This window comes from Streptomyces sp. V4I2, from assembly GCF_030817655.1.
Taxonomy (GTDB): Bacteria; Actinomycetota; Actinomycetes; order Streptomycetales; family Streptomycetaceae; genus Streptomyces; species Streptomyces plumbiresistens.
Genome location: NZ_JAUSZM010000003.1, coordinates 5,074,549 through 5,088,707, shown reverse-complemented (window position 1 = coordinate 5,088,707; position 14,159 = coordinate 5,074,549). Strand labels below are relative to the sequence as shown.

At 72.4% G+C, this 14,159-nt stretch carries 15 protein-coding genes and 1 pseudogene; 6 read left to right on the top strand and 10 right to left on the bottom strand.

Annotated features, from left to right (window positions below; genetic code table 11):
- Positions 1-57: 57 nt before the first annotated feature.
- On the bottom strand, positions 58-2,586 hold the full coding sequence (locus QFZ76_RS23905) for a helicase C-terminal domain-containing protein (RefSeq protein WP_307675672.1): 2,529 nt from the start codon (positions 2,584-2,586) through the stop codon (positions 58-60).
- A gap of 383 nt (positions 2,587-2,969) precedes the next feature.
- On the opposite strand from QFZ76_RS23905, the gene QFZ76_RS23900 reads away from it, so the two are divergent.
- Positions 2,970-4,082, top strand: coding sequence for a hypothetical protein (locus QFZ76_RS23900; protein WP_307675671.1), 1,113 nt, complete (start codon positions 2,970-2,972; stop codon positions 4,080-4,082).
- Between the two features lie 53 nt (positions 4,083-4,135).
- On the top strand, positions 4,136-4,768 hold the full coding sequence (locus tag QFZ76_RS23895) for an HAD family hydrolase (RefSeq protein WP_266437671.1): 633 nt from the start codon (positions 4,136-4,138) through the stop codon (positions 4,766-4,768).
- Here QFZ76_RS23895 and QFZ76_RS23890 read toward each other — a convergent pair.
- Positions 4,747-4,995, bottom strand: coding sequence for a hypothetical protein (locus QFZ76_RS23890; protein ID WP_307675670.1), 249 nt, complete (start codon positions 4,993-4,995; stop codon positions 4,747-4,749). The two genes, QFZ76_RS23895 and QFZ76_RS23890, sit on opposite strands and share 22 nt — an antisense overlap.
- Before the next feature lie 163 nt (positions 4,996-5,158).
- Between QFZ76_RS23890 and QFZ76_RS23885 the strand changes: the two genes are divergently transcribed.
- Positions 5,159-5,542, top strand: coding sequence for a cold-shock protein (locus tag QFZ76_RS23885; RefSeq protein WP_307675669.1), 384 nt, complete (start codon positions 5,159-5,161; stop codon positions 5,540-5,542).
- Positions 5,543-5,559: 17 nt separating this feature from the next.
- Here the strand turns inward: QFZ76_RS23885 and QFZ76_RS23880 are convergent, their stop codons facing one another.
- The 4 genes from QFZ76_RS23880 to QFZ76_RS23865 all read right to left on the bottom strand — a co-directional run bounded on the left by QFZ76_RS23880 (position 5,560) and on the right by QFZ76_RS23865 (position 9,251).
- Positions 5,560-6,420 carry a 1,4-dihydroxy-6-naphthoate synthase gene (locus QFZ76_RS23880; protein ID WP_307675668.1) on the bottom strand — a complete coding sequence of 287 codons (861 nt, stop codon included), beginning with the start codon at positions 6,418-6,420 and terminating at the stop codon, positions 5,560-5,562.
- Positions 6,404-7,165 carry a futalosine hydrolase gene (locus tag QFZ76_RS23875; protein ID WP_307675667.1) on the bottom strand — a complete coding sequence of 254 codons (762 nt, stop codon included), beginning with the start codon at positions 7,163-7,165 and terminating at the stop codon, positions 6,404-6,406. The genes QFZ76_RS23880 and QFZ76_RS23875 overlap by 17 nt, the downstream gene beginning before the upstream one ends.
- A 13-nt stretch (positions 7,166-7,178) precedes the next feature.
- A complete protein-coding gene (locus tag QFZ76_RS23870; protein WP_266437680.1) occupies positions 7,179-7,679 on the bottom strand; it encodes a hypothetical protein in 501 nt (166 codons plus the stop codon).
- Positions 7,680-7,784: 105 nt separating this feature from the next.
- Entirely contained in the window at positions 7,785-9,251 is a 1,467-nt protein-coding gene (locus QFZ76_RS23865) for an MFS transporter (protein WP_307675666.1), read from the bottom strand.
- A 291-nt stretch (positions 9,252-9,542) separates the two neighbouring features.
- On the opposite strand from QFZ76_RS23865, the gene QFZ76_RS23860 reads away from it, so the two are divergent.
- A complete protein-coding gene (locus QFZ76_RS23860) occupies positions 9,543-10,469 on the top strand; it encodes a DUF3027 domain-containing protein (protein ID WP_307675665.1) in 927 nt (308 codons plus the stop codon).
- A gap of 71 nt (positions 10,470-10,540) precedes the next feature.
- On the opposite strand, the gene QFZ76_RS23855 is transcribed toward QFZ76_RS23860, so the two are convergent.
- The 4 genes and pseudogenes from QFZ76_RS23855 to QFZ76_RS23840 form a co-directional block, all read right to left on the bottom strand.
- Positions 10,541-10,780 carry a hypothetical protein gene (locus QFZ76_RS23855; protein WP_307675664.1) on the bottom strand — a complete coding sequence of 80 codons (240 nt, stop codon included), beginning with the start codon at positions 10,778-10,780 and terminating at the stop codon, positions 10,541-10,543.
- Between the two features lie 74 nt (positions 10,781-10,854).
- A pseudogene (locus QFZ76_RS23850) lies at positions 10,855-11,223 on the bottom strand (hypothetical protein); the annotation flags it as partial.
- A gap of 11 nt (positions 11,224-11,234) precedes the next feature.
- Positions 11,235-12,107 (bottom strand): helix-turn-helix domain-containing protein, encoded by an 873-nt coding sequence (locus tag QFZ76_RS23845; RefSeq protein ID WP_307675663.1) that lies wholly within the window; start codon positions 12,105-12,107, stop codon positions 11,235-11,237.
- Positions 12,108-12,317: 210 nt separating this feature from the next.
- Positions 12,318-12,803, bottom strand: a complete 486-nt coding sequence (locus tag QFZ76_RS23840; RefSeq protein WP_307675662.1) for an ATP-binding protein — start codon at positions 12,801-12,803, stop codon at positions 12,318-12,320.
- A 155-nt stretch (positions 12,804-12,958) separates the two neighbouring features.
- Between QFZ76_RS23840 and QFZ76_RS23835 the strand changes: the two genes are divergently transcribed.
- Both QFZ76_RS23835 and QFZ76_RS23830 read left to right on the top strand, forming a co-directional pair.
- Positions 12,959-13,837, top strand: coding sequence for a helix-turn-helix transcriptional regulator (locus QFZ76_RS23835; protein ID WP_307675661.1), 879 nt, complete (start codon positions 12,959-12,961; stop codon positions 13,835-13,837).
- Positions 13,834-14,043, top strand: coding sequence for a DUF397 domain-containing protein (locus QFZ76_RS23830; RefSeq protein WP_307675660.1), 210 nt, complete (start codon positions 13,834-13,836; stop codon positions 14,041-14,043). Before QFZ76_RS23835 ends, QFZ76_RS23830 begins: the two co-directional genes overlap by 4 nt.
- Positions 14,044-14,159: the final 116 nt, after the last annotated feature.

Genomic DNA, 14,159 nt, shown 5'->3' with positions numbered 1-14,159 from the left:
AAGTGTCCGGCGCGGCGTGCATGATCACGGACGTACACCCGCAGGAGTGAGCCGCCCTCAGAGCTGGTCCTCCGCCAGCTCCGCCACCCCCGTCACCCGGTGCAGCGGATACGTCCGTACCTCGTCCGCCGTGTGGTCGTACGCCGTCACGAAGCCGCCCTCGACGCGGATCGGGGCGATGACGCGCTGGGTCGCGGCGCCCTCGGCGTTGACGTAGCCGATCCACAGGGTCTCGCCGGTGAGGACGGCGGCCTGCATGGTGGCGAGGGTCTCGGCGGGGCTGGTGCGGGGGAGGTCGCCGCCGGTGGCGGGGGTGGCGGTCGTCGGCTTGCGGGGGGTCGTGGACGCCAGGTCGCCGGCGCGGATGGCGCGGATCGCGGCCGACAGAAGCGTCGCGTCCGGTACCGGGGGGCCGTCCGGGACCGGTTGGGGAGGGGTGCGCGGCGGGGTGCGGTGGGCGTGGGCGCGGGCGATCAGGACGTCGCCCTCGGCGGACTCGGCGGCCGGGGCGAAGCCCATCGCGCGCAGGCCGTCGAGCAGCGCGGCCGGGTCGGCCTGACTGGCCAACACCGTGGGGGCCAGGCGGCGCAGGCGCAGGCCCGCCGCCCGCTTGTCGGCCATGATCTCGTTGAGCATCGCGTCGTCGTCGCAGCGGACGTACGCCGAGGCCGCACCGACCCGCAGATGGCCGTGCCTGCGCGCCACGTCGTCGATCAGGTAGGTGAGCGGCTGCGGAACCGGCGTACGGGAGTGCTCGGCCAGGAACGCGTGCAGGTCGGAGGCGGACCGGCCGGAGTCCAGGGCGCGGCGCACCGAGCCCGGCGTGAAGCGGTAGACCGTGGCCCCGCCCTTCGACTCCACGTCCGCGAGCACGCCCAGCGTCTCCGCCAGCGGCCGCCGCAACGGCCCCGGTGCCACCGCCGTCAGGTCGGCCTGGAGCAGGACGTGGTCCAGGGGCTCGGGGAGGAGGGGCGCGAGGATGCGGGCGGCCGCGGCGGAGGCGGTGGCCTGCTCGGTGGGGGAGAGGGGTTCGACGGCCGGGGCGGGGTGGTGGTGGACGGGCAGCTTGTCGCCCGGGCCCACCGGTTCCTCCGGCGCCGGCCTCGGCGAGGGCGCGCCCAGCAGAGCCCGCCCCTGCGCCGACAGCGCGCCCCGGCCCGTCACGCCCAGCAGCTCCGCCTCCGACAGCGTCCAGCGCGCGAGCCGGGCCCGCAGGTCGTCGTCCCGTTGCGCACCCCGCAGCGGGCGCTCCCAGCTCAGCCGGGCCAGCACCGACTCGGCGGACGGCGAGGCGCCCTCCGGGAGCCCGGCCAGCAGGGTCAGCACCCGGTGCCGTACCTCGGGCGCGGCCGAGCGGTCCAACCCCGGGCCCAGCGCCGACAACGTACGTTCCTTCATGTCCCGCCCGCCCACCAGCCCGGACGTCCGCGTCGCCGTCAGCCACGCCTCCGCGAGCCGCGCCCACCGCTGGGCCGCGGGCTGCTCCAGCCACTCGTCGTGGGCCGGGGTGGCCGCGTACCGCTCGTCGGCCTCGCCGTCGGGGGCCAACAGGCCTGCCGCGTAGGCGAGTTCGACCCAGAAGGCGGCGATCGGCTCGGAGACGTCGAGGGCGACGGCGGTCCGCTTCAGATCACGGACACTGAGCCCGCCCGCCCGCAGCACCGCGGGCCCGCCCTCGTGCCAGTCCTTCAGCAGCTCCTCGACGGTCGCCAGCGCGGTGTACGCCTGCCCGGCCGCCGTTCCGTCCACAACCTGTGGACGGTGCGTGGCCGCGGCCTCCACCGCGGGCGGCAGCGGCTCGGTGGCCCGGTGCGCCCGGCCGCCGCGCAGATGCAGGGCCACCTCCCGGGGCAGTACGACCGTCCCCGGCGCCGTCGGCAGCAGCAGCCCCCGGTCGAGGAGCCAGCGCAGATGGGCCGCGGGATCGGCGGTGACCTGGCCGAACGGCGGCCCCCACACCAGCCGGGCCAGCACCTCCCGCGACTCCGCCGGGGCACCGGCGAGCAGCGCCCCCATCCGCTTCCGGTTCGTGAAGAGCTTGGTGAGCGAGGTCACCGCCGACACCGCGTCGTGGGTCGAGGTGAGCCCCGCCGCCGTCACGATCTCCTGGATACGGCCCGGCGACATGCCCGCCGTCGCCTCCCGCACGGTCGGGCCCAGCCCGGTCGGCGACGGATGCTGCGGCGAGGGCGCCAGCAGCTCCCGGGCCGTACGCACCAGCCGCAGCCGGTCGTCACCGCCCCACACCAGGGCCTGCGTGCGCAACGTGCCGAGCGCCCGCGGCAACGCGGCCGTGACCACCGGGTCGGCCTCGTCGCCCGCCATCAACCCCAGCAACTCCTTGTACGACGCCGGATCCGCCGCCACCGCCAGCGCCTCCGCCGTCTGCAACGCGAACCGGTCGAGCCGCTCCAGGGCGCGGACGACGGAGGCACGGGTGCCGGCCCGGGTCGCGAGCTGCGTGAGGTCCGTCGGGACGGGCGTGATGAGGTCGGGGCGGGCACGCAGGAGTGCGGCCAGGGAGGCGTCGTCCCTGGCCCGGAGCGCCTCGGCGAGGGAGCGCGGCGGTGTGGCCTGGTGGCTCATCCGACCCACGTTAGCGGGTGGGTGCGACGGCGGGGGTGGGCGTGGGTCCCCGCCGTGCCCGGCACAGACCGGGCGAGGCGTCACCCGCTCACGCTTGCGAGCCGCCGCCGCGTCTCCCTCCCCACAGCTCCGGACCACCGCATCCGTCGCAGCCGCGGGCAGCCCGGGCGACCCGTCCCGGCGGCTCCCGACAGTGTCGGGTTGCGCGACCGGTTCCGGCGGCACTCCGCAGCGTCGGCCTTCGCGGCCCGTCCCGGCGGCACTCCGCAGCGCAGGCCCGGGCGCGACCCGCCCCGGCGGCACCCGTGGCTACGGCAGATGTGCCCACCCGCGATACCGTCGTCCGACGAGGTATCCAACGCGCCAACCCCGGAGGGGACTTCGTGGGTATCGAGAGCGACCAGGTCGTCTACGAATATCTGAGCCGCGTCGGTGACGTGGCGCAGCAGCGGCAGCTGCCGTCGGGTGACCGTATGCGCCTGGTGTCGGAGTTGCGGAACGAGATCGACCGGCGCCGGGCCAAGGTCACCGTCGACAGCCCTGCCGCCGTCCGCCGCATCATCGAGCGCCTGGGCAGCCCCGACGAGGTCGTCCGGGCCGCAGGCGGCACCGGACGCGCCGGCACCCCGCAGGCGCCGCCCGCCTCCGTGCCCGTACAGCGGGACCGGGAACCGGAGGAGAACGGCGCCGGTCGGCCGAAAGGGCTGCGGCGGGTCGTACCGCGTCCGCGTCCGCGCCCGGCCCAGGCGTCCCCCGATCCCGGCCCGTCCGACGTGCCCTCCCCGCCGCATCTCGCGAGCACGCACGAGCTCGGGGACAGCGCGGCGCAGCCGGACTGGTGGCGGGTGGACAGCAGCGCGTTCGGCGTGGGCGACAGCGTTCCCGGCTTCGTCGGCGGCGTGGAGATCCCGGAACTGCTGAAGCCTCCGCCGCCGAAGCCGGATCCGGATCCGGCGGTGGAGAAGGAGACGGCCGGACAACAGCCCGCGCCCACGGCCGGGAAGACGGGGACGCTCGGGAAGCTGGTCCGGCTCACCAAGCCCGCGCCCGCACCCGCCCCGGCCCCGGAGGCCGTGGCCCAGGCCCCCGCCCCCCGCCGCCGCTTCCGGCTCCTCCGCAAAGGCGGCACCGGTGGCACCGGCGGCACGGGTGCCATGGGCGGCTGGACCAACCCCTTCCTCCTCCTCGCCGCCGGCCTCCTCGTCGCCGGTGCCGTCCTCGGCAACTGGATCGCCCTCGTGCTGGGCTGGGCCATCGCCTACGCCTCCCGGCGACTGAGTGACGCCGAGACGAAGTGGGCGGTCGTGATCCTGCCCGGCCTGTCGCTCACGGCCGGTGCCGTGTGGCTGTGGGGCCGTACGGAGGGCCGCTGGGGCGACCCTGTCGCCGAGGGCCACATGAGCGACGCGATCGGCCAGACCTGGCCGTGGGTGGTGCGGGGCGCGGCCGTGGCGTCGGCGCTGTTCCTGGTATGGCGGTCACAGCGGCGGAGGTAGCTCACAGGTGCCTGTACGCCTGCCCGCCACAGGGCCTGGGCACAATGGCCCATATGGCCTCTACACGCTTCCCCGCCCCGACCGTCGGCTTCGACCTCGACATGACCCTCATCGACTCCCGGCCCGGCATCCGTGCCTGCTACCTGGCGCTGTCGGAGCAGACGGGGACGTACATCGACGCCGATCTGGCGGTGACGCGGCTCGGGCCGCCGCTCGCTCAGGAGCTGATCCACTGGTTCCCGGCGGAGCGGATCGAGCCCATGGCCGACCTCTACCGCTCGATGTACCCGGCCATCGCCATCGTGCCGACGCCCGCGATGCCCGGCGCCCGGGAGGCGATCGCGGCGGTGCGGGCGGCCGGCGGACGGGCGATCGTCGTCACCGCCAAGCACGAACCCAATGCCAAGCTGCACCTGGAGCACCTGGGCATCGAACCGGACGCCGTCATCGGCGACCTGTGGGCGGAGCAGAAGGCGGACGCGCTGCGCGAGCACGGCGCGGGCGTCTACGTCGGCGACCACGTCGGGGACGTCCGCGGCGCGCGGAAGGCCGGCGCGCTCTCGGTCGCGGTGGCCACCGGCCCGTGCGACGCGGACGAGTTGAGCGCGGCCGGCGCGGACGTGGTCCTGGGCGACCTCACCGAGTTCCCGGAGTGGCTCTCGGCCTACCGCCCGGCCCGCGCCTGACGGCGCCCCGCCGCGATCGACTGGAACACCCCCGCACCGGCCAGCAGGAAGCCGACGCCCATGAGCATGCTCAATCCGAACATGTACGTCGGAAAGGGCGTCGTACCGAGCAGCATCGGGGCCACCGTGACCAAAGTGGCCACGGCACCGATGAAGAAGACGAGCGCACCGGCGCGGATCAGTCGGTCACCGGGCTCGCGGGAATTCGTTTGGGTTTTGTCACGCACCGGACCAGGGTAGTTCCCTGCGGCGAGGAACAACCGGGCGACGTCTTGTCACCGGCGTGAAGACCATTAGCCTTGGTACCGGCGGGTCCCGACGACCCGCCCCAGTGCTATCAAGAGCCGTTTCAGAAGCAGTTTTCCGACGAGTACGAGGACGAGGACAGACGTGCCTACCGGCAAGGTCAAGTGGTTCAACAGCGAGAAGGGCTTCGGCTTTCTCTCCCGCGACGACGGCGGTGACGTCTTCGTCCATTCCTCGGTCCTCCCCGCCGGAGTCGAGACGCTCAAGCCGGGGCAGCGAGTTGAGTTCGGTGTCGTCGCCGGCCAGCGCGGCGACCAGGCACTTTCGGTCATCATCCTCGACCCGACCCCCTCGGTGGCGGCCGCGACCCGCAAGAAGCCGGACGAACTGGCCTCCATCGTCCAGGATCTGACGACCCTCCTGGAAAACATCACGCCGATGCTCGAAAGGGGCCGTTACCCCGACAAGGCCGCCGGCAAGAAGATCGCCGGCCTGCTCCGTGCGGTCGCCGACCAGCTCGACGTATAACCGCGGCCAACCACGCTTTACGGAAAATCCAGCGCGTTCGGGCCGAGGGGCGGTACCAGCCCCTCGGCCGCCGCACGCGTGAGCAGCCCACGGATCGCGGCGTGGCCGTCCTCGCCGAGGTCGGCGGTGAATTCGTTGACATACAGCCCGATGTGCTGGTCGGCGACGGCCGGATCCATTTCCTGGGCGTGCTCCATGACGTACGGGCGGGACACCTCGGGATCGTCCCAGGCCGCGCGGACGGACGTACGGATCGAGTCGGCGAGCCGCGTCAACGTCGGTGCGCCCAGCGACCGCTTGGCGATGATCGCGCCCAGCGGGATCGGCAGCCCGGTCGTGTTCTCCCAGTGCTCGCCCATGTCCGCGAGCTTGTGCAGCCCGTAGTTCTGGTACGTGAAACGCGCCTCGTGGATGACGAGTCCGGCGTCGACCTTCCCGTCCCGCACCGCGGGCATGATCTCGTGGAACGGCATGACCACGATCTCACCGACCCCGCCGGGCAGCGTGTCCGCGGCCCACAGACGGAAGAGCAGATACGCCGTCGACCTCTCGCTGGGTACCGCGACCGTACGGCCGGTGAGGTCTCCCGGCCCACGGGTGAGGACGAGCGGCCCGCACCCCCGGCCCAGCGCGCCGCCGCAGGGCAGCAGCGCGTACTCGTCGAGGACGTACGGCAGCACGGCGTACGACACCTTCAGCACGTCGAACTCGCCGCGCTCGGCCATGCCGTTGGTGATGTCGATGTCCGCGAACGTCACGTCGAGGGCGGGCGCGCCGGGGACGCGGCCGTGGGCGAGGGCGTCGAAGGTGAAGGTGTCGTTGGGGCAGGGGGAGTAGGCGATCTGCAGAGGCTGCACGGGCTCATTCGGTGCGGTCATGTGGGGTCCAACTCTCCAGGGCGGGTGTGAGCTTCCCGAAAGCCGTCGTCAGGGCGCTCAGCGCGTCGCCGATGCGCCAGGCGGCGCGGTCGCGCGGGCCGACCGGGTTGGAGACGGCCCGCAGCTCGAGCACCGGCACGCCGTGCGCGGCGGCCGCCTCGGCGACGCCGAAGCCCTCCATGGCCTCGGCGAGGGCCCGGGGATGGCGAGCGCGCAGGGCGGCGGCCCGGGCGGCCGTTCCGGTCACCGTGGACACGGTGAGGACCGTGCCGGGGCGCGCTCCGGTCGCCGACACGACAGCTCGTACGAGTGATTGTGGCGGACGGTGGGTGACGGTCCCGAAGCCCAGCTCGGTCACCGGCAGGAAGCCGTCGGCCGTCTCGGCGCCCAGGTCGGCCGCGGTGATCTCGTCGGCGACGACGAGCGAGCCGAGCGGCGCCTCCGGCGGGAAACCGCCGGCGATCCCGGCGGAGACGACGAGGTCGTAGGGGGCGCCTTCGAGCGCGGCCGCGGTGAGGGCGGCGGCGGTGGAGGCGGCGGCGAGGGCGGGGCCGACGCCGGCGGCGAGGAGGTCGTACCCGCCAGGGGTGCTGTGCGGGGCCGGGCCGGTGATCCGGTGCAGGGTCACGCCTGGGAGCGGTACTTCCGTGGCGACTTTGGTGGCGACTTCCGTGGCGGTGCCTGTGAACGCGCGCGCCACCGCGTCCCGTTCGACCGGGACCGCGGTGGCTACGAGGATGCGCATGGGCTCGGGCGGATCAGTCGTCCGCGTTCTTCAGCTTGAAGTTCCAGACGCCCTTGTACACCTTGCTGGCCGTCGTGTCGGTCTTGTCCTGCTCGACGATGCTGATGTTCAGCTCCTTCGGCGCGGCCTGACCCTGCTGGTCGGCGAAGAGGTCGACGCCCTGGAAGGAGTAGTACGTCTTCTTGTAGACGTTGGTGACCTGCTCGCCGTTGATCCACAGGGCCCAGCCCGTCTCGGCGACCTCGGGGTCGACACCGATGCGCAGTGTCTCGCTCTGCGGCACGTCGATGGTTTCCGAGGCCTTCTCCCGGGCGCACTTGGCGGCCTCTTCGCGGCCGAGGTCCTTGCCGTCGTCGTAGCACTCGGCCTCGGTGCTCACCGAGCTCTGGCCGACCGTCACGGTGGCGCGCGGCGTCGGCTTGTCGCAGGCCGACAGGACGAGCAGTCCGGCGGAAACGGCACCGGCGGCGGCGACGGCGCGGCGGCGTCGCACTACGGATTGCAGCATGGTCATGGCCGAAGGCTATCGGGCACGTCCTCCGGTCCCCCTACGCGGGGTGCGGCGAGCCGTGGGCCGGGCGGCGTCCTGGACACCCGCCGCGTCCCCGCCAGGTCCCCGCTAGGTCACTCGCGACCGCGCGGGGCCTGCGTACCGGGCCGAGCTCAGCAGGCCCTTGACGGTGGTCAGCCAGCCGACGGCCACGATGGAGGCGCCCACGAACAGGCCCAGCGTGCCGTTGAGGGGCATCACGATGCCGACCGCGCCGCCGAACACCCAGGACACCTGGAGGATCGTCTCGGAGCGCGCGAAGGCCGACGTCCGCACCTGCTCGGGCACGTCCCGCTGGATCAGCGCGTCCAGGGACAGCTTGGCGAGGGCCTGCGAGAACCCGGCGACCGCCGCCAGACACGCCACCAGGAACGCCCCGAAGAAGATCGCGGCCGTGATCGCCGCGGCGATCACGCACGCCACCACCGTCACGATGATGAGCTCCGGCGCCTTCGACCGCAGCCACGCCCCGACCGCCGTACCGAGCGCGTTGCCCGTGCCCGCCGCGGCGATCACTATGCCCAGCGACACGGCCGCGCTCTCCCCGGTCAGCGGATGCTCCCGCAGCAGGAAGGCGAGGAAGAAGATCAGGAAGCCGGACAGGCAGCGTAGCCCGGCGTTGGCGCCGAGGGCGTGGGTGACGGCGATGCCGACCGTGCGCAGCCCGGGCCGCTTGACCGGCTTGAGGTGCGGCCCGTGCAGATGGGCCTCGTCCGCGGCCAGCAGCGCGATGTCCTCGCCCTTGGCGGAGTCGACCTTCGGCGGCAGCGTGAAGGACAGGAACGTACCCGCCATGAAGATCACGAAGGCGCCGTAGAGCGGCCAGCTCGACCCGATCGACTGCAGCCCCGCCGCGATCGGCGCGGCCACACCCGTCGCGAGCAGCCCGCCGAGAGTGACCCGCGAGTTGGCCTTCACCAGGGAGAAGCGGGGTGGCAGCAGCCGGGGCACCACGGCGCTTCTGACGACCCCGTAGGCCTTCGACGCGACCAGGACGCCCAGCGCCGCCGGATACAGCTCCAGGCTGCCGCTGGCGACCGCCCCGGACAGGATCAGCGCGAGCAGCGCCCGGGCCAGCATCGCGCCCGCCATCGCCGCGCGGCGGCCGTGCGGGAGGCGGTCCAGGAGCGGGCCGATCACCGGCGCGAGGACGGTGAAGGGCGCCATGGTGATCGCGAGATAGAGGGCGACGCGTCCTCGGGCCTCGTCCGTGGGGACGGAGAAGAACACGGTCGAGGCCAGCGCGACCGTGATCATCACATCCCCGGCGCCGTTCACACCGTGCAGCTCGATCAGCTTGCCGAGCCCGGACTCGCCGGCCCCGTGCGCGTGGGTCGCCTTGCGGATGCCGCGTGCGGGACCCGTCACCGGCAGATGCAGGGCACGGCCGATCGCGCGGAGAGGCCCGCCCACCCGGCCCGACCCGCTGTTTCGCCCGCTCCCCTTGCTCCCCTTGAAGCCTTTGTTGATCCCTTTGGACATCTCTTCGGACCCACCGATCCCGGTGGCACCTTCGGGAGTCTTCGCGGCTGCCACCCCGTCATAGTGCCCCGAGAAAGCTGTGTGTAGTGCGGTTACCGCGCGTATGGCCGTGCACTTCTGCGGCGGATCTGCAGCGGATCTGCTGGGGAACAGACCCGTCGGTGTAGGCCAGGCGCACGCGAACAGGTAGCGTGCATATCTCAGCCATCCCGCAGAATGGGTGGTACAGGTGCGCCCGAGTGTGAGTGGGCGCGGACGTCGACGCGGTCCCCGGGTCCGCTCCGTCCGCCCCGCCACCGACAGGCAGACGCACCAGAGAGACGGCGTAGGAGAGAAGCGATACCTGTGAGCGCAGCGACCACGCGAAGCCGCACCCCCGACCGCCTGTGCGCCGAGGCCGTCGACCTCGCCCGCACCGCCGCCGAGGAGGCCGCCGCGCCCGGCGTGGTCGGCGAGCACTCGGGGCTGGTGTCCGAGGGCGACCGAGTCGTCACCCACTTCTTCGAGTGCAAGGAACTCGGCTACCGGGGCTGGCGCTGGGCCGTCACGGTCGCCCGCGCCTCCCGCGCCAAGTTCGTCACCCTGGACGAGGTGGTCCTCCTGCCGGGCCCGGACGCCCTCCTCGCCCCCGAGTGGGTGCCATGGAGCGAGCGGCTGCGCCCCGGCGACATGGGCCCGGGTGATCTCCTCCCCACCGACGCCGAGGACCTCCGCCTGGAGCCCGGCTACACCGGCGAGGACGAGCCGCTGCCGAACTCGCCCGTCTCCGAGGAGATGGCCGAGCTGGTCGAGGCCGAGGACGCGGAGGTCACCTCCGGCGCCCCCGCGACCCTCCCCGTCGTCCCCGCCCGCGGTTCCATCGCCGCCGTCGCCGAGGAACTCGGCATGCGCCGGGCCCGCGTCCTGTCCCGCTACGGGCTGCACATCGCCGCCGACCGCTGGGAGGAGTCGTACGGCGCCAAGACCCCGATGGCCCAGGCCGCACCCGCGTCCTGCGTCAGCTGCGGCTTCCTGGTACCGATCGGCGGCTCCCTGGGCCAGGCCTTCGGCATCTGCGCCAACGAGTTCGCCCCGGCCGACGGACGCCTCGTCTCCCTGTCCTACGGCTGCGGAGGCCACTCCGAGGCAGCGGTCATGCCCGCTCCGCCACGGCCGGCTCCACCGGTGATCGACGAGACGACGGTCGATCCGTTCCCGCTGCGGCCGGCTCGGGATTCGGGGTCTGTACCGGATGTCTCCGACGAGGATGCGGCGGAGTTGGGGCACTCGTAGGTCGCCGGGTGCGGGGGTGGGGATGCTTCCCCGCCCTCCTGCTTCCTGCTCCCCCTGCTGCCATTTCCAACTCAACCGCTCACTGCCGCCATGGCTTCGTCCAGTACGGCGCTCAGCTCCCGCAGGGCTGCTTCGGCGGAGGCGGGTTCTTCGTGTTCCAGCTCGCTCTGCGCGCGGGCAAAGCGAGAGGAAAGGTCGGGGCGGCGAGCGATCTCGATGTCCCTGGCCCAGATCAGGACCCAGCTCTGCAGCGGGCTGAGGCACTGCCACTCGACCGCCTGCGAGAAGGCCGCGTCCTTCGACGCCTGCATCTCCTCCAGACGGCCGGGATCGACGACGGAGAGCGCCGCGCGCAGAGCGTCCGGAGTCAGCTGAGGACGGGGGATCAGATGTCTTCTTCCCTTTCCACGAGGATCTCTGCGGCGGACGGCGCGGTGACGGCGCGGGCGAGCCAGCGGCGCAGGAGGTCGGGGTCGTCGCAGGCGGTGATGCGTTCGCGGACCTCGTCGGGGACGTCGATGCCGCGCGTCTCCAGGACGAGCAGGATGTCCTCTGCGCCCCTCTGGGCCCGGCCTTCGTCCCGGATCTCTTCCGAGATGTACGACTTGTAGAAGGAAAGGTCCACGGCCACCAGGTTCCTCCAGAGTTCTCCGGCCCGGCGATTGACGCCGAGGCCTTGGGCGGTGAATTCGATGATGGGGTCGGCGACGGCTTCGGGCACGTCCTGCAGAGCGGTGGACAGGGCCTTCAGTATCCAGTGGGTCCTCAGACGGGCGCGGGTGACAGGGCCCGGCAGGCGCGGCAGCGGCCGGGTTCGGGTGCCCGGAAGGCGTGGTCGCAGCCGTCGCAGTTCTGGAGCGGGTGCCGGACGGCCGGTGGTGGGGTGGGTGCGTGGAACGGGGGCGGGGGCGGTAGCTGGGCGGTGAGGCGGTGGGCGAGGAGGGCTGCGGGGCGGCGTGGGCCCTCGGGTGGGAGGTCTGCGGTCAGGGCGTGGCGTACGGCGGTGGGGCTGACGTCGCGTTCCAGCCAGGCGGCGACGCCGGGGGCGAGGTGGGCGGTGTCGCAGGTGGAGAGGAGGAGGCGGGGGTCGTGGAGGCGGAGGTCGGTGAGGAGGTCGGTGGCGGTCTGGAGGAGGGCGGGGGCGGGGTGCGCGGGGTGCGGGACGGCGGGGAGGGGCTTGCGGGGTGTCCGTTTCATGGGGGTTGGGTGTGAGGGGCGTACGGCGGGCTCGTGCTCGGCGGCGTCGCGGTGGCGTCCGGGCTGGTTGCAGGAGATCGTGCGGGTGATGATGCGGCCGCCGGGGATGCGTTCGCGGGTGCGGCGCAGGTAGCCGTGGGCTTCGAGTTCGCGCAGGGCTGCGGCGATACGGGTCGCGCCCTCGGGGAAGCGGGCGGCGAGGGTCTTGATGTCGACGCGGGCGCCCTTGGGCAGCGACTGGATGTAGCAGGCCAGCCCGATCGCGAGGAGCGACAACTCGGGGTGCTGGACGAGGTGGTTGCCGATCACCGTGAAGCGGGTGGTGTGGCGGGTGTGGTCGTGGTCCAGGCCGCCGCCGGGGTGGGCGTGCCGGCGGGGGTGGTTTTTGCCCGCGGGGCGGGACTGGGCGTGCGGGGGCACGCTAATGTCGTGCGTATCCATCAGGAAGTTGCCTCTTCCTCGGTGGTCAGGCCCTCGCACTGGGATTGCCGTCCCGGCGGGGGCCGTCGCATGTCTGCGGTTGTGTTGCGTTGAGCGTAAGGCCGGTAACCGGCCGGAAATCCAGCCGAGTTGGTGATGTTCACTCGCGTGGGTGAGGCGGCGTACGGCGCGGCGGGAGGGTGGGGTGGGGTGGGGCTTGGTGGGGTCCTTTCACCGTCGTGGTTCTTTGGGGAAGGCGCCCCTGTCACCGGAGCACGCGTTTCGGTGCTCCGGTGGGAGGCGCAGCTCCGCCCAGACCGTCTTGCGCGGGTGCGGGCCCTGGGCGGTGCCCCAGCGGTCGGCGAGCGCCTCGACGAGGAGGAGGCCGCGGCCGGACTCGGCGTCCGGGGTGGGGACTTGGGGCTGCGGGAGTCGGTCGCCGCAGGTGTCGGTGACCTCGATGCGCAGGGTGTCGGCGACGACGTAGAGCGTGACCCGGAAGTCCCGGCCGGGGACGCGGCTGTGGGTGGCGGCGTTGGCGGCGAGTTCGGCGACGAGGTGCCGTGCCGGGTCCAAGGGGATTTCCCAGGCGCGGAGTTGCTCGGTCGCGAGGAGACGGGCGAGGCGGGCTCCGCGGGGCGTGGGGGACAGCTGGACGCTGAAGTTGCGGACGGGGTGGTTGCTTTGGGCGGCGGGGGCGGCGGTTTCTTGGATCACGTCACTCAGAGTGGCCGCCCGTAGCTACCGTGAACAGTGACGGCTCCGTTGCGTACGGTGACTGTCCAGGCGTTGTCCGGTGGTGTCCGGGCTGTCGGGACGGTTCGTGCGGGTAGGGGGCGTCGCGGCACGGTCGTACGACGGAGGGGTGCGGGATGACGCAGGTGGACGGTCACGCGGCGCGGCTCAAGGGCGAGGCGGACGAGCCGGGTTGGGAGGTGGATCCGGACGACGACTGGGGCGTGGCGGTGATCGCCACCGTGGGGCGGCAGTTGAGGCTGCGGCGGGAGGTGGTGGGGATGCGGGCCGCCGACTTCGGGGAGGCGGTCGGGTACGGCGAGGACATGGTCTACAAGATCGAGGCCGGGAAACGGATCCCCCGGCCCGAGTTTCTGGACAAGGCCGACGAAGTGCTGAAGGCGGGCGGCTTGCTCGCGGCGATGAAGGAGGACGTGAAGAAGGTCCGGTACCCGAAAAAGGTGCGGGATCTGGCGCAGATGGAGGCGAAGGCGGTCGAGCTTCAGCTCTACGATCCGCTGAACGTCCACGGGCTGCTGCAGACGCCGGAGTACGCACGCGGGCTACTGCTCATGCGGCGCCCCGCGTACACCGAGGACGAGGTGGAGCGGTTCATCGCCGCACGAGTGGCCCGTAAGGCCGTCTTCGAGCAGGACCCCGCGCCTGAACTCAGCTTCGTCCTGGAGGAGTGGACGCTCCGCCGCCCGCTCGGCGGGCGGACGGTGTTGCGCTGCCAGCTCGAACATCTGCTGGTGGCAGGACAGTTGCGGAACGTGGAGCTTCAGGTGATGCCGATGGATCGCGAGGAGCACGCTGGGGTAGACGGTGGGATTGAGGTACTGAAGTTCCAAGACGGATCAGCGATGGGGCGTTCACCCGTGGTTGCCCACGGCCGGCCGGTCTCCGATCCCAGGCAGCTCCGTATCCTTGAACTGCGGTACGGCATCATCCGGGCGCAGGCTCTCACACCGCGTGAGTCCACCGCCTTCATCGAGCAACTGCTGGGGGAAACATGATCCGCAAGACCTCGGTCGGGGACGCCTCCGAGCTGGCGTGGTTCAAGAGCAGCTACAGCAGTGGCAGCGAGGGCGACTCCTGCGTCGAGATCTCCCCCACCCCCGGCACCATCCACGTCCGCGACTCCAAGAACGTCGAGGGTCCCCGGCTCACCGTCTCTTGGGCGGCGTGGGCCGACTTCGTGACGTATGCGTCCGAAGGCTGACGCTGGTGCGCTTTACGTGGGGAACTCGCCCACCCAGGTGCCCTTGAGTATGTGCTCGGGAAGGTAGCCGTCGGCTTTGCCGAACCGGTGGAACGGGTCGACCACCGGCCGCCTCG

What these genes read in the sequence shown, in the direction of transcription:
- QFZ76_RS23905 (WP_307675672.1), bottom strand. Translation starts at nt 2,586, where the DNA reads ATGAGCCACCAGGCCACACCGCCGCGCTCCCTCGCCGAGGCGCTCCGG.
- QFZ76_RS23895 (WP_266437671.1), top strand. Translation starts at nt 4,136, where the DNA reads ATGGCCTCTACACGCTTCCCCGCCCCGACCGTCGGCTTCGACCTCGAC.
- QFZ76_RS23880 (WP_307675668.1), bottom strand. Translation starts at nt 6,420, where the DNA reads ATGACCGCACCGAATGAGCCCGTGCAGCCTCTGCAGATCGCCTACTCC.
- QFZ76_RS23875 (WP_307675667.1), bottom strand. Translation starts at nt 7,165, where the DNA reads ATGCGCATCCTCGTAGCCACCGCGGTCCCGGTCGAACGGGACGCGGTG.
- QFZ76_RS23870 (WP_266437680.1), bottom strand. Translation starts at nt 7,679, where the DNA reads ATGACCATGCTGCAATCCGTAGTGCGACGCCGCCGCGCCGTCGCCGCC.
- QFZ76_RS23855 (WP_307675664.1), bottom strand. Translation starts at nt 10,780, where the DNA reads ATGCAGGCGTCGAAGGACGCGGCCTTCTCGCAGGCGGTCGAGTGGCAG.
- QFZ76_RS23845 (WP_307675663.1), bottom strand. Translation starts at nt 12,107, where the DNA reads ATGGATACGCACGACATTAGCGTGCCCCCGCACGCCCAGTCCCGCCCC.
- QFZ76_RS23835 (WP_307675661.1), top strand. Translation starts at nt 12,959, where the DNA reads ATGACGCAGGTGGACGGTCACGCGGCGCGGCTCAAGGGCGAGGCGGAC.
- QFZ76_RS23830 (WP_307675660.1), top strand. Translation starts at nt 13,834, where the DNA reads ATGATCCGCAAGACCTCGGTCGGGGACGCCTCCGAGCTGGCGTGGTTC.